Source organism: Paenibacillus sp. LC231, from assembly GCF_001860525.1.
In the GTDB taxonomy this organism is placed as follows: Bacteria; Bacillota; Bacilli; order Paenibacillales; family Paenibacillaceae; genus Paenibacillus_AQ.
Map to the genome: position 1 here is coordinate 75,897 of NZ_JFOM01000019.1, position 13,705 is coordinate 89,601.

15 protein-coding genes are annotated in these 13,705 nt (G+C 47.4%); 7 read left to right on the top strand and 8 right to left on the bottom strand.

Annotated features, from left to right (window positions below; translation table 11 throughout):
• Positions 1-115: 115 nt before the first annotated feature.
• Positions 116-994: an ADP-ribosylglycohydrolase family protein gene (locus AK95_RS15260; protein ID WP_071220815.1), complete on the top strand. Its 879-nt coding sequence runs from the start codon at positions 116-118 to the stop codon at positions 992-994.
• Here AK95_RS15260 and AK95_RS15265 read toward each other — a convergent pair.
• Positions 989-1,378, bottom strand: coding sequence for a hypothetical protein (locus AK95_RS15265; RefSeq protein ID WP_071220816.1), 390 nt, complete (start codon positions 1,376-1,378; stop codon positions 989-991). The two genes, AK95_RS15260 and AK95_RS15265, sit on opposite strands and share 6 nt — an antisense overlap.
• Before the next feature lie 177 nt (positions 1,379-1,555).
• Between AK95_RS15265 and AK95_RS15270 the strand changes: the two genes are divergently transcribed.
• Positions 1,556-1,918 carry a DUF4181 domain-containing protein gene (locus tag AK95_RS15270; RefSeq protein ID WP_071220817.1) on the top strand — a complete coding sequence of 121 codons (363 nt, stop codon included), beginning with the start codon at positions 1,556-1,558 and terminating at the stop codon, positions 1,916-1,918.
• A 137-nt stretch (positions 1,919-2,055) separates the two neighbouring features.
• Here AK95_RS15270 and AK95_RS15275 read toward each other — a convergent pair whose 3' ends face one another.
• The 6 genes from AK95_RS15275 to AK95_RS34810 are packed head-to-tail and all read right to left on the bottom strand — an operon-like array spanning position 2,056 to position 5,730.
• Entirely contained in the window at positions 2,056-2,451 is a 396-nt protein-coding gene (locus AK95_RS15275) for a hypothetical protein (RefSeq protein ID WP_071220818.1), read from the bottom strand.
• Positions 2,424-3,842 (bottom strand): sensor histidine kinase, encoded by a 1,419-nt coding sequence (locus tag AK95_RS15280; protein WP_071220819.1) that lies wholly within the window; start codon positions 3,840-3,842, stop codon positions 2,424-2,426. Before AK95_RS15280 ends, AK95_RS15275 begins: the two co-directional genes overlap by 28 nt.
• Positions 3,839-4,510 (bottom strand): response regulator transcription factor, encoded by a 672-nt coding sequence (locus tag AK95_RS15285; protein ID WP_071220820.1) that lies wholly within the window; start codon positions 4,508-4,510, stop codon positions 3,839-3,841. Before AK95_RS15285 ends, AK95_RS15280 begins: the two co-directional genes overlap by 4 nt.
• A complete protein-coding gene (locus tag AK95_RS34800; protein ID WP_235613123.1) occupies positions 4,485-4,745 on the bottom strand; it encodes a hypothetical protein in 261 nt (86 codons plus the stop codon). The genes AK95_RS15285 and AK95_RS34800 overlap by 26 nt, the downstream gene beginning before the upstream one ends.
• 14 nt (positions 4,746-4,759) lie before the next feature.
• On the bottom strand, positions 4,760-5,257 hold the full coding sequence (locus AK95_RS34805; protein WP_235613124.1) for a hypothetical protein: 498 nt from the start codon (positions 5,255-5,257) through the stop codon (positions 4,760-4,762).
• A gap of 23 nt (positions 5,258-5,280) precedes the next feature.
• A complete protein-coding gene (locus tag AK95_RS34810; protein WP_235613125.1) occupies positions 5,281-5,730 on the bottom strand; it encodes an MMPL family transporter in 450 nt (149 codons plus the stop codon).
• A gap of 446 nt (positions 5,731-6,176) precedes the next feature.
• Between AK95_RS34810 and AK95_RS15300 the strand changes: the two genes are divergently transcribed.
• From AK95_RS15300 to AK95_RS15320, 5 genes are all read left to right on the top strand, one after another.
• Complete coding sequence (locus AK95_RS15300) at positions 6,177-8,447, top strand: helix-turn-helix domain-containing protein (RefSeq protein WP_071220823.1); 2,271 nt, start codon at positions 6,177-6,179, stop codon at positions 8,445-8,447.
• 210 nt (positions 8,448-8,657) lie between these two features.
• Positions 8,658-9,623, top strand: a complete 966-nt coding sequence (locus tag AK95_RS15305; RefSeq protein ID WP_071220824.1) for an ABC transporter permease — start codon at positions 8,658-8,660, stop codon at positions 9,621-9,623.
• A gap of 13 nt (positions 9,624-9,636) precedes the next feature.
• Positions 9,637-10,536, top strand: coding sequence for a carbohydrate ABC transporter permease (locus AK95_RS15310; RefSeq protein WP_071220825.1), 900 nt, complete (start codon positions 9,637-9,639; stop codon positions 10,534-10,536).
• A gap of 53 nt (positions 10,537-10,589) precedes the next feature.
• Complete coding sequence (locus tag AK95_RS15315) at positions 10,590-12,239, top strand: extracellular solute-binding protein (protein WP_071220826.1); 1,650 nt, start codon at positions 10,590-10,592, stop codon at positions 12,237-12,239.
• Positions 12,240-12,310: 71 nt separating this feature from the next.
• On the top strand, positions 12,311-13,396 hold the full coding sequence (locus AK95_RS15320) for a glycoside hydrolase family 88/105 protein (RefSeq protein WP_071220827.1): 1,086 nt from the start codon (positions 12,311-12,313) through the stop codon (positions 13,394-13,396).
• Between the two features lie 220 nt (positions 13,397-13,616).
• Here AK95_RS15320 and AK95_RS33470 read toward each other — a convergent pair.
• Positions 13,617-13,705: IS3 family transposase (locus AK95_RS33470; RefSeq protein ID WP_162487591.1), on the bottom strand; the 89-nt coding region annotated here is incomplete at its 5' end.

The following is a 13,705-nucleotide window of genomic DNA, read 5'->3' on the forward strand; positions in this document are numbered from 1 at the left end:
GGTTTTTTTAATTTACCGATGCCCGTTTCTTTATATTTAGAAGATGACCGCTGTCCGTTTTGTTATAATTAACCTGATTGATTTCTTATTTAATGAACAGATACGAGGTGGTTGTATGGACAATATATTATATGACCGCATCAAAGGCGGCCTGTATGGAGTGGCAGTAGGCGACGCGCTTGGCGGAACGACGGAGTTTATGAGTGTGAAGGAGATTAAGGAGAAGCACGGCTATTTGACGGAGATCATCGGCGGCGGGGTGTGGCAGCTGGAAGCGGGTGAAGTGACCGACGATACGATGATGACGCTGTGCGTGGCAGAAGGAATTCACGAAAATCCAGGGGAGCCAATGGAGGCGATTGGGCGTTTCTTCATGGAATGGTACCATTCGAGGCCCAAAGACATCGGGAATATCATCCGTCATGTTTTTCAAAAGTATGAGGGAGACTGGTTCGAAGCGGCCTTTGTGGCGCACATGGATATGGGGCAAAGCGGCGGGAATGGCTCCCTTATGCGATGCCTGCCTGCAGCACTTGCCTACAAGGATCCGGCGGACATTGACCGAGTGACCATCATGCAGTCACGGATGACACATTATGATCCAAGGTGTGCCGAAGTCTGCGTCATGTACAACCGAATGGCGCAGCGCCTTTTGCAGGGTGAACATTTAAGAGCAGCCATCATGGCCGAGGTGGTGGGTAGCGAATACGAAGGCATCATTGAAGCACAGCCGGACTGCCCGGCAAGCGGTTATGTGGTCCATACCTTCCGGTGGGTACTGCATATTTTGCTCCATACGTCGGATTTTGCAGGAGTCGTTCAAAAGGCGGCCAATCTAGGAGATGATTCGGATACGATCGGTGCTATTGCCGGTGGATTGGCAGGTATCTACTACGGATATGAAGCTATTCCTGTCCGATATGCAGAGGCGATCCTCATCAAAGATAGACTCGACCGGATCATTTCGCAACTGTATGCTTTGAAAACTTTATGATAAAGAGATCATGAAACACAATATAAACGCAATGCTCGATAATGGTGTCATTACATATTTTTCTTTTGTACTTCTGGATATTAGATTTGCTATCGTATTCAATCCCAGAAATACAGTAATTATCCAAACCAAAATATTCGTAGGCAGAACATTAAAGATATTGATGACGTTAGTATGCTGCAAAAAAACAACTCCCATAACGAGAAGTATAATAGCGTTTATAGCACTTGCAACCCGTAATTTGTAGGGCAGCACTTTATAATAGCCACCCATTGCAAATTCGCCTAAAGGCAAGCCAAGCGCGAGCAACACCTGAAAAACGGCGATAGAAATAAACATAAAAGTGACGATAATGGATAATATGTAGAGCATACTCTCTTCCATACATTTCTCCTCTTTAATTGGTAGTTTATTTTTAAGAATATTATATTCCTCTTACTATCCTGCAATGCCAAAAGTTATACTTTGTGTCCAGGTGCTTCGGTTAAACCCGTTGCAACCGCCTTTACGGGAATACCAGCTGTTGCACGGCCGCTAACTTTGGAAAGGGGTGACTTTAGCATGCTCTTACTCAGTCTCATTTTATATTCGATCGTATTCGTCTCCGGGTACTTATGGATCAAAAAAAAGCTCAAGGTATCCAACGATTCAAATCAGCTGCTCTATAAGCATATCAATCGATTTCATCTGATTGGGGAGTTGATCATCATAGCTTTGTCCCTAACCGCCCTTTACTTCATGAGGATTGTTTGGGAGTGGAGATCGTCGGCTTATCAGGACGTTATACTTGTGGTAGCTGTTCTACACGCTTTCCGTTCCGTTGTTGAAAGACGCTATAAGAAAGATTCCAAACAGCACATCCTCAGTGCTTATGCAAGTGTTAGCGGTCTGCTCCTTTTCCTTGGCCTTGAGATGTTTGCGTAACAACACAATAAGCACTGTTCCTATAGAAATCAATAATTCAATCCATGATGATTCAAGGAATTACGCAGCATCCACTAATGAAAAACAGCCAATCCTTCTTTTTGAGAGGGATTGGCTGTTTTCTATTTAGAAGAAGCTTATTGTTGTTCTTTTTCCGTAAAAAATGTAATGATGGCAAATAACAGAAAGGCAAGCAGCAGGAGCGAACCGCCCACAATAAACAAGACCAAAACCAAACTGTCGTCCAGCTGAAAAGGATTCAAATTGTACATCCACATTCCGAACGTTAAGCCGAAGGACCCCAGAATCGCCAGCCAGCCGTGAACAGCAACCAGTTTCTTATACCTTACTTTGTATGCCTTGTAGAAGATTCCCCAAGCAAATACCGACAACCAGCCGACCAGTAAAATGTGGGCGTGGATCGGACGAAGGGAGTAATCCATCTCGCCAGACATTTTGGAACCAAGATAGGTTCCAAGAATGCCGAACAGCGCTGCATATCGAATTAACCGTAAACTCCATTTTTGTTCCATGATTCATCATGTCCTTCCATTAGAAAAATAACGGTGAAGGTCGTACCCTTCGCAAGCTCGCTCTCGAGCGTTATGGTTCCGTTTAATAGTGTGACGATTTCTTTAACAATGGACAGGCCAAGCCCTGTCCCGTCTTTCTTGCGGGTTGCATCCACCCGGTAGAAGCGCTCGAACACTTGCTTGGCGGATTCCTCCGACAGACCGACACCGGTGTCCTCGAATGTGAGGATGATCTTGTTTCCGGTGGTGGTGCAGGAAATGAAGATATGGCCGTTCGGTTGGTTGTACTTAATGGCGTTCGTTATCAAGTTATCCCACACGATCGCCAGCAGCTCGCGATCGGAGTACAACACGGCTTTATCTAATTTGTATGAGATGGTCAGGTTCCGGTCCTGCAGACTCCATTGATGTTTTTTGATGGATTCCTTGATTTGCAGATCCAGTCGGAGAGGGCTCTTTTTCACCGGGTAACCGGATTGATCCAGGGACGTGATCAGCAGAAGCTGCTTGGTCAGATTCGATAATCTTCTAGCTTCATCGCTCACGATACCCGCGTACTGCAGCCGCGTCTTCTCATCCAGATTCGGAAGAAGAAGCAGGTCTCCATACCCTTGAATATTCATTAATGGAGATTGAAAATCATGAGACACATTGCTGATGAAGGACTTCCGGGCGACGTCATTATGCTGCAGCTGCTGCTGCATTCGCAGGAAGTTCTCAGCCAACTGGCCCAGCTCATCCTTACGATGGATATCCAGCGAATACGTAAAATCTTCGTTGGTGATCGCTTTCGTCGCTTCGGACAGCTCCGAGATGGGGTGGATTAGCCGTTTGGTCATTTTGATTACACCCAATAGGCTCACGATGGCGACAGCTACGATAAATCCCGCCAGCATCATATGGATATCGGAAAATAGGATTTTGCTGGCCGGTTTGACGAATAGAGCATAAGTCTGATTTCCGATTTGAAGGGGGAGCCCGACGGTGTTTCTAATATCATTGGAGAAATGCCCCATCATCCAGAGCTGATCCCATATGCCGTCTTTCCCCATATACGGCGTGCCGCTTAACACCTGGTCCATGGTGTGGTCAGGCAGTCGGCTATGCTCAAAAGGCTCACCGAAAAAATACGCCTCCCCGGAACGGTTAGCCAAATAAATCTGGTATCCTAGTTGTCCGACGGACTCAAGGAAGGGGTGCACGGTATGGCTCGATACATGCATTTCCTCGAGAACGTGGACGATTTGCTCGGCAACTTCCATGTTTTGCTGCGTGATTTCTTCTTTGGTAAATATCACGTAGACGACGTTTGCCAGAATAAATCCGATGAGGATGCTGATCCCTAGAATGAGCAGTGTTGTGGATATAAACTCTCGGTATAATGTTTTCATTCGGTCGCCTCTAATTTATAACCAATGCCCCGTATGGTCTGGATCTCGATCGAAGCATTGTAACGTTTGAGGCGGTCGCGGATCCGGTTCATATGCGTATTCAATGTCATCTCGTTGCCTAGATAATCCTCGCCCCATGCCTGCTCGATAAGAACGGACCGGGGAGTGACTTTGTTGGCCCGTACTGCCAGCATGGTCAGCAGCTCAAACTCTTTTAGAGGAAAGAGAATGGTTTCATCCTTGATGATTACTTCAAAATCGTTCCGGTTGATCTTCACATTGCCGACCTTCAAAACACTTTCCATTGCCCGGCCATAACGGCGAAGAACAACGGCAACCCGAAACAGCAGCTCCTTTGGCTCAAAAGGCTTCACAAGATAATCCTCGGAGCCTGATTTGAACCCCTGTTCCTTGTCGGATAATTGTCCCTTGGCGGTCAGCAGGATGACAGGAATGTCGAGCTCTTTCGTTAGTATTCTAGTCAGGGAAAAGCCATCCATCCCGGGCATCATGACATCCACGATGGCCAGGTTTACCTCCGACTCTTCCAGAAGCTCCAGCGCGTGCTTCCCGTTATGAGCTTGTAAAACCGTATAGCCTTCCCGCCTCAAATGGATGGTCACAAGCTGCAGGATATCGTAATCATCGTCTACGACTAAAATTTTCACGGAAGACTCCTCCATACCTTACATTATACCTGGGATGAGAGCTTTGAACACGTGTACTGATGGATTCGTACCCGAACAGCATATCGACCAGGAAGATGCCCAGGCCAAGGGCGGACACGTAAGTAATGAGGATGGTGGCCATCATGTACATCGACATTTTTAACGAACGGGTCAAGGCAACAAGCAGCACGAGAATCAGAACCGTTTCCAGAATGATGACCTTTGATAATGTCACCGTTGGTTCATCGACTAGTTTGGCTGTGACGTCGCCGTAGTAAACATTGCCCCGAAGAGACAACTCGTTAAGAAAGGCGTCGGTCTGGCCCTGGAGCTTTTCAATATATCGATAGCTTTGGTGGAATAAGGATTCATCGTCAAGGCAGCGCTGAGCTTTGCTGCCTTGGAATCTTCCGTGATGCCGGCCAAGCGGACGGAGTCGATTTCTTCGTAATTCTCCAGCTTTTTCAGGAATTGATCGATCTGCTCCTCGGATAGCGTGTTCTCGGATTCCAGAAGAAGCGTCGAGGGTGCAAGCTCGCCATTGTTATATTTAGATTCCACGATCTCATAACCTACACGCGAAGGCAAGTTTTCGGGAAATTTCTTGACGGTGTCTAATTCATATTTCAGGTTGCATACGTTCAAGGCGGTCATGATCATGAAGACAGCCACACGATTCCACCGGTCAGCAGCGGCTTGTTCACCACGAATTTGGCTACTGTCCCCAGAAACCGTGTTTGATTTCATTTTTCTGACCCAAGTGAGGAACCTTAGGCCAGAACGCTTTCCTTCCAAACAGGGTGAACAGGGCAGGGACAAGGGTGGGGAAGCGAGCATAATAATAAACATAGCCAAACCGAATACCGGCGCAAAATTTTGATAATCACGGAAATCCGTGAAGAACAGAATGAGCATTTAGCCGTAGCAAGCAGAGGAATGAAGGCAAGCAGCGGTGAACGGTAAATAACGATCAATAATACAAGAATGATGACAATGGTGGCAAGTAGCAGATCAAAATCCGCCTGCTCGAAGAGCTTGATCGTATCGCCGGCAATTCCGGCTGGACCTGTAATATAGAAGTCTGTACTCAAACCCCTGGCAATCTCGTTGCCAAGTCTGGAGGCTTGTGACTGGAAGTTGGTCGCTTTGTAATCGCCTAGCATGGAACCCGCGCTTAAACCGACCATAACGATCAGCCAGACCAGACTTGTAATCCACATCCCTTTTTGGTTGAGACCCAATCGGTGATGGGCTTAATAGCTTCCTCAAAGGTTTTTCCCCCTCTTTAATTTGTCGCACTTACTCTAGCACAGCTAAATAAATTTAATATAAACTCGAAAGTCCAAGCCATTCGAGCGGCAGCAAAACAACCAAGTTTAATAACATGGAATGAGTAGGATAAGTGAAAAATATTAGGCATGCCATTATTGATCATCATGGTAAGATATGATCCTTTATACGAAGAGAATCAGATATTGACAATGAATATCAATTGTGACGATTTACGAGTTGAACAAGATTGACTTAACATATAATGGGAAACTCAGATAAGACGAGGCTCAGAACTAAACCACCATAAACATAAAAATGAAGACAAATGTAAGCGCTTTAGTTATCTTAATACATAAGTGATTTTCTATAGAAAATATGGGTATGGAGGGGTCCAATGAAGCGAATTCCAATGATGATGCAATTGGCATTAATCCTATTTTGCATCATGGCCATTCCGATGGCAATTTTAACCTGGTATAGCAGCTCTCAGATTCTACAGAATTCAGAGCATGCCTTTGCGGAAACTTCGCTTGCAGAATTAAATGCCAATCGCGAGCTTAATGAGAATGCTTTGAACAATTTGTCCCAGAATACGGTGCGCCTAGGAGGCACCGACATCTTCGATCGAATCCGTCCTTATAAGTCTCTTGCAGAGCTTAAGACGAATTACATGAATGTAAGCAAAGCGATGGCCGTGCTCAAGGAATTGTTGAATCTGAATCAGAGCGTCGATGGGGTGTATTCATCTTTCTTTTACCTGGACGACGCGAATTACGCGATTTCTACGGACAGAGGCATAACGAGCTTGGACAGATACGAGTCCATCGACTGGCTGAACGAGGCGCTTATGGAGCAAAAAGGGATACGCGGCGTATGGTATCCGCGCAAGCTCGATTCGGGCGTTAATGTCTTATCGTTCGCACTTCCTTTAAACCGGCTGTCAACCGCTACACGCGGAACGATCGTTGTCAATCTGAAGGAGAGTCAAATCGAGCAGTATTTGCAATCATCGAAATCAGGCAAGCAAGGCTATTTGCTTATGAAGTCAAGCGGTACCATCATCTCTCATCACGACAAAGATTTATTGCTCAAGAACGCCTACGAGGAGCCGTTTATTCGCAAAATCGCCCGGCAAGCATTGCCTGAAGGGTACATGTTCCGCGAGCTTAACGGCGAGCGATTGCTGTATGCGTGGTCCTCTACGAAAGAATTCGGTTGGACGAACGTAAGCATCTACTCGGTCGACGAATTGATGAATAAGCCTCTTACCTTGCAGAGAAGTATCATTTTGCTTACGATCGTTATTATTTTTGCGGGGTCCATACTGACCGTATTTATTGCGACATGGTTATCCAAGCCAGCCAGGGAATTGGTCCGTACGGTACGCGGCCGAGTCAATCCGGGGGTGCGAGATAAGAATGAGCTCGTCTTTCTGGAGGCGGCATTCAGACGCATGCAGGAAGAGGAAGAAGGGCTTTATAAGCTGCTAAGTATCCGCGAGCAGGATGCCCAAAGCCACGCCATCCATAGTTTGCTGCGGGGTGAAGTGACCCCACAAGCGGAAGAGATTTTCCCGGACTTGCACTTTCTTGTAGCCGTCGTTTCCATCGACGGTTACCGAACTTATATAAGCCTGAACAATCCGGAAACGCGCAGTTACCATCGCTACTTGCTCATCTCCAAATGTGACGATTTATTCCCGAAAGATGTTCACGCGCGCTGCGTCTATCATGGTGACGGCCACTTCGCAATCCTGATCAACTACAGACAGGAGGAAGATGACAACTATAGACTTTCCATTTATGCGGCTTTAGACATGATGAGGAACAGTGCGGCGGAATTGCTGGAGCACTCCGTAACGATCGGCGTAAGCAGTCCCGCAGATTCAATTCGCCTGATCTCGGATCGCTTTGCAGAGGCGATGGAAGCGATCAAGCAGCGCATGATTGCCGGCAATGGCGGCATTACGTGCTGGAAGGAGGAAGAAGGGCGGGATAAAAAATACATTTATCCTGTTAACAGCGAAAGACGAATTCTGAACTTCCTTGGTCATAGCGATCTGGATAGCATCATCGAAGAACTGAGAATCATTCGTAACGAAATCCGTTCTGCCGAATACGTGTCCTACGATAATATCCTATTCATCTATCATCAATTGGTTGGCGTGACCATTAAACACCTTAGGGAGAATAATGTTAGCACGGCGCGGATATTCTCGACGCGGGGGAACATTTACGCTGCCCTTGCTTCTATTGATACGCTTGACGAGCTAGAAGAATATCTTATTGAATTTTACAGCGAGATTGTTCACTACCTTACGCAGTCACCGGGCGGGTCCAACAAATATGCCGATCGAATTATCCATTATTTGAATGAGCACTATCGTGAAGAAGTCGTGTTTGAAGAAATGGCTAAGCAAATCGGAATCAGTTACTCCTACATGCGGAAAATTGTCTATGAACATACGGGTAAAAGCTTGTCCGACTATCTCAATTTGCTCCGAATCGAGAAGGCAAAAGAGCTGCTTCTTGAGAGTAACCTGTCGATTGCACAGATTGCATCCGAGGTAGGCTACATGAATGTTCGAAGCTTCAATCGTCTGTTTCGAAAATTTGAAGGCATGCCGCCGAGCAGCTACAAGCTGCAGAGATCCAAAACCTCGTGAGCGGGACAATATTTGATTCAAATAGACAAAAATGATTCTTGGGTTCTCAGGAATAACGGATCGGCTGCAATTTGGATCAATAGTGGCTGCAGCGTATCAATATTCGGCGTTTACCTTCGGACGAACGGGGCGATATGATAAATCCAACCTCGGGGCCACCGAGATAGGGAAATGAACCGGGGGGAGATCACGCATGGAGGAGGTGAGATTTTGAAAGTCCAAGATACAGCACCAGGAAATGAAACCGCTTTAATCCCCTTCGCAGGCAAGAAACAGGGAACTCTCTATTATCTTCGTCGGGATTGGCAGCTCTATTTTCTGCTTCTCATTCCTTTAGCGTTTGTCTTGGTCTTTAAGTACGCGCCGATGAGCGGTCTTGTGCTTGCGTTTAAGGATTACAAGATTGCCCACGGATTCTGGAGCAGCGAATGGGTCGGTCTGGAAGTGTTTAAGGATATATTCGCAAAGCCCGATTTCGCTCGCGCCATCCGCAACACGCTTTTGCTGAACGTGTCGGACCTTATATTTAGCTTTACAATGCCGATTATACTCTCTTTGCTGCTAAACGAAGTCAAGAACGCTTTCTTCAAACGCGTGAATCAGACTCTGCTTTATTTACCGCACTTTCTGTCTTGGGTCATTATCGGCGCAATCGCTTATCAATTGTTGGGTGAAGGAACCGGTATGATCAATAATCTGATCGCAAATCTGGGGGGAACACGGATCCCGTTCCTTCAAGAGAACGTCAATTGGCTGATCAGCTACATTTTTATTGGCGTATGGCAAAGTATGGGTTGGGGGACTATCATCTACCTGGCTGCAATTAGCGGCATTAACCCCGAGCTGTATGAAGCGGCGGTCGTCGATGGTGCAGGCCGGTGGCGGAAAATGTGGAACATTACTCTGCCCTCGATCCGAGTGACGATCGTGACATTGCTGATTTTGAACCTTGGCCACGTGATGGCGGGTTCCTTTGAGCGTGTCTTTGCCTTAGCGAACAAAGCAACCACGGAGTTCACCACGACCATTCCCGTTCTGGTATATCGCTGGGGAATTGAAGGCGGCAACTTCAGCCGAGCAACCGCTCTCGGGTTGTTTCAAGCTGTCGTGGGGCTTGTCCTTATCTTAATTGCTGATCGGGTTGCCAAGAAATTGGGTGAAGATGGAGTCATTTAGAAAGGAGGAAGCGATGAAGACATTCACTAGGAGCTACGCTGTGCGCCGCACCAGGAAACTGGATATATGGGATATTCTAATACGGCTCATACTTATTGCTGCCTCACTTGCCTGCTTGCTGCCATTCGTTCATGTCGTTGCCAAATCTTTAAGCGAAGACGCCTACGTCATCGCTAACAAGGTGTTTCTCTGGCCGGCGGGGTTCACTCTGGATGCGTACGGCAAAGTTTTTGCTGATCAGAGTATTCTGAGGTCTCTTTACATATCCGTAATCATTACGGTGCTGTTCACACTGATCGGCATGATCGTCACCATATGTGCAGCCTACCCGCTATCCCGTAAGCAGCTTAAAGGCCGTTCGTTTTTTAACTTCATCTTTATGTTTACGATGTTCTTTGGAGGCGGCATTATTCCCGAATATATGCTGATCAACAGCCTGGGGATGCTTGATACGATGTGGTCGCTTATATTACCGCTATCCTTTAGCGCATTTAACCTGCTGATCTTAAGGACTTCGATCTCCAGCAATATTCCGGCGAGCTTGGAAGAATCGGCACGGATGGATGGAGCGGGACATTTCAGGATCCTGTTCAGCATCGTACTTCCGCTCTCCAAGCCGATTCTAGCGACATTGTCCCTTTTTTACGCGGTCGGACGCTGGAACGCTTATCAGGACGCCCTATTCTATATTAAGCATAATGTCGATCTGCGGCCGCTGCAGTTGAAACTATATTACCTGGTGGTTCAGGCCAGCGAGAGCTTTCAGCTAGAGATGACGCAAGTCTCGCTCAGCAATCCTGAAGTGCTCAAAGCAGCATGCGTCGTTTTTGCAACATTACCGATCATTTGTGTCTATCCGTTCATTCAAAAGTATTTTGTTCAAGGAGTCATGCTTGGGGCTATCAAGGAATAGCGTTTCCAGATTCTTTTGCATCGATATTATGAGGATGTTAAGGGGGATATACGATGAGCAAACCGAAAACGAAAATCATGTCTTTGTTCATGGCTTTAATCTTCATTGCCAGTCTTATGGCCGGCTGCACGGGGAGCAGTACGAATGGTGAGAAGGAGCCTTCTCCAACGAATGAGGGGACTTCTCCAAGCCAAAACGCCGAAGGCAGCTATCCCGATTACTCGCAAGGTTTCCCGGAAAGAGTTACACTCGAAATTCCAGTATATGAGCGTGCGTTCGAAGGCTGGAACGTCACCGACAACTACTATACACGCTGGATTCAGAAGGAATTCGGCGACAAATACAATATCGAGGTCAAGTTCACGCCGATCGCTCGTACCAACGAAGTTACGACTTATCAGCAGCTGCTCGCAGCCGGCAAGGCGCCGGATATCATTTTCCACTACGACATGCCGCAAGCGCTTGCATACTATGGAGAAGGTGTTATGCAGGAGCTGGACTGGCAAGAGATTGAGCACTATGCCCCAACCTATTGGAGCAATTTGAGCGAGACGATTCTGCAATACGGCGTCGTTGACGAAAAAAACACCTTCTTCTTCGCTGCTCGTCCTGATTTCAGCAACTTTGTCAATATCATTCGTAAAGACTGGGTTGAGAAAGTAGGAATGAAAATCGAGGACTTGACTTCGCTCGAGAAGTACAATGAAATGCTCATGAAATGGAAGGAAGAAGGAATCGGCGTTGCCGGGGCCGGTTTGACACGGAACGTGTTCAACTATAGTTACGGATTCCGTGACTGGCCGGTTGATCCGAAGACGCACGCGCTTTATTCCGATCTATCCGTTGCGGATTTTACGACACCGGCAACCGAAGCCTGGCTGCGTAACCTAAGCTATCAATACCATAACGGACTTATCGATAAGGAGTTCTATCTGCGCGACGATGATAACAAGCTCAAGGCCGAGTTTGTTGCGGGAAATACGGGCACCTACGGTTTGTACCTGACCAATAACACCGATGCGTTTGAAGCAACGTTGAAGAATAATCCGGAAGCTGAATTTGCCGTGCTTCCCCCTGGCTCGGGCGTACCGGAGGGCAATATGCCCCAAGGACGCGCCGACTGGCCGTTTGGCTTGATCATGGGAATTAACCATGAATCGACGGAAGAGGAGCGTGCTGCTGTATGGATGTATCTCGAGTGGATGAGCCAAGCGGAGAATCTGATGTTCCTGCAGAACGGGGTGGAAGGTGAGAACTATACGCTCGATTCCGATGGCTTGCCGGTGAAAAAACCGGATTTCAAGGGCGAATCCGTACTCTCTCAGAACAATAACAAGGACTATTGGGCACTTGTAACGGAAGCACCATCCTTCGCAACGCCAGAGCTAACGCTTAAAGCTAACAAAAATAACTGGACGCCTGCGGGTTATGAGCAAATTGTCGAAGACATGATTCAATATCGAAACGAGACCAAACCATACCAGACGCCGGATCCGCTGTTCACCGCAGTCCTTGAGAAGGTTACCGAGTATAAGGCGGATTTGAACAACCTCTTCCAAGAGCTGTATCTCGACATTATCCTTGCGCCAGCAGACCAGTTCGATGCGAAATACGAAGCGGCCAAGCATAAATTCCTCGACGCCGGCTATCAAGAGATTTTGGACGAGAAGCAAAAAGCGATTGATGCAGGTCAATTCCGGTAATCACGAATATCTAAACCAAAACTCCGAGCTCCTGCCAAAAAGCGGGGGCTCTGGATGATACGGAGGGCAATATGAATCTGAAACTAGATATCGCTTTAGAAGATTTAAAGCAAACCGCCAAGCGTGTTGCAGATTATACGTTCGGGATGGATTTGACGTGGGACTGGCCGGGCGGTGTCGCATTCTATGGGATAAGCCGACTGTTCGAGGTGACTGGCGAGCAAGCTTACCTGGAACAGATGATCGATTGGGTGGAGGAGTACTTAGAGGCGGGCATTCCGGAAGGATGGACCGTGAACACCTGTGCGATGGGGCATATGCTGCTGACCCTGTATGAACAGACGAAGGATCAAAAATATCTGGATCTCATTTTAAGCAAGATTGATTATTTGGAGCATCATGCTTTGCGATTCGGTGACCGGGTCCTTCAGCATACGGTGTCGGCTAACAATGACTTTCCGGAGCAGTGCTGGGCGGATACTTTGTTCATGGCGGCATTTTTGGAGCTTCGGGTCGGCGTACTCCTCGGGAAGAAGGCGCTCATCGACGACGCGCTCCATCAATTCGAACGGCATATTCATTACTTGCAAGATGAGGATTCCGGGCTGTGGTACCATGGCTATAACCATGTCAAAAAGGATCATATGTCCGGCATTCATTGGGCGCGCGCCAACGCCTGGGCAGCCTATACGATGTCCCGAGCGGCAAGAGGGCTGCCGGAAGGCTATCTTTATCCTCCCATGATGCACATATGGAGCTCCTTACGCGACCAGTTGGCGGCAATTAAACGGATGCAGCATGAGGACGGTCTGTGGGGCACCGTGCTCGATTACCCGGAAGCTTACGGCGAAGTATCGGCTACAGCGGGTATTGCAGCAGCGATGGTGATGCAGGGCAATCCGCTGCACGCGAAATATGTGAGAAAAGCCTTGGCCGGCATTCTCGCCAATATAGCGGATAACGGACGGGTTCTGAACGTGTCCGGGGGAACGGCGGTCATGAACGACATCGAAGGATATCTCGGCATTGACCGGAAATGGGCACAAGGCTGGGGACAAGGATTGGCGCTAGCGTTCCTGTCGTCGGTTGTTGAAGTTGTCGAAGCTCAAGGAGATCGCGAGCCTAGGAGACGAAGCGATCAAGTCGAAAAGTATTGATGTGGGGAGATAACGGGCATTGGCAGGTTCCGGCAAACTCAAGAATAAGTTTTAGAGCAGCAGACCACAACACATTCAAACGCCAATAATTGAGAGAGGTAGTCCGGAATCATGTTTGGTGAGCTGCAGGAAGAAATTTCATTTCTACGAGGATATACACACTTAGCATTCAAAGTCGCGATAATGAAGTGACCCCCAAAAGTTAGACACGGTTATTTCATTAGGCAGCTTTCTCAAAATGAGTTCGGTACTGTACCGGACTCATTTTTAATTTTGCCTTTAACCGTTTGGTATTGTAGTATTCAATAT

Excerpts from the sequence above, each read along its gene's own strand:
- AK95_RS15260 (WP_071220815.1), top strand. The coding sequence starts at position 116 with ATGGACAATATATTATATGACCGCATCAAAGGCGGCCTGTATGGAGTG.
- AK95_RS15265 (WP_071220816.1), bottom strand. The coding sequence starts at position 1,378 with ATGGAAGAGAGTATGCTCTACATATTATCCATTATCGTCACTTTTATG.
- AK95_RS15270 (WP_071220817.1), top strand. The coding sequence starts at position 1,556 with ATGCTCTTACTCAGTCTCATTTTATATTCGATCGTATTCGTCTCCGGG.
- AK95_RS15275 (WP_071220818.1), bottom strand. The coding sequence starts at position 2,451 with ATGGAACAAAAATGGAGTTTACGGTTAATTCGATATGCAGCGCTGTTC.
- AK95_RS15280 (WP_071220819.1), bottom strand. The coding sequence starts at position 3,842 with ATGAAAACATTATACCGAGAGTTTATATCCACAACACTGCTCATTCTA.
- AK95_RS34805 (WP_235613124.1), bottom strand. The coding sequence starts at position 5,257 with ATGAAATCAAACACGGTTTCTGGGGACAGTAGCCAAATTCGTGGTGAA.
- AK95_RS34810 (WP_235613125.1), bottom strand. The coding sequence starts at position 5,730 with ATGTGGATTACAAGTCTGGTCTGGCTGATCGTTATGGTCGGTTTAAGC.
- AK95_RS15300 (WP_071220823.1), top strand. The coding sequence starts at position 6,177 with ATGAAGCGAATTCCAATGATGATGCAATTGGCATTAATCCTATTTTGC.
- AK95_RS15310 (WP_071220825.1), top strand. The coding sequence starts at position 9,637 with ATGAAGACATTCACTAGGAGCTACGCTGTGCGCCGCACCAGGAAACTG.
- AK95_RS15315 (WP_071220826.1), top strand. The coding sequence starts at position 10,590 with ATGAGCAAACCGAAAACGAAAATCATGTCTTTGTTCATGGCTTTAATC.
- AK95_RS15320 (WP_071220827.1), top strand. The coding sequence starts at position 12,311 with ATGAATCTGAAACTAGATATCGCTTTAGAAGATTTAAAGCAAACCGCC.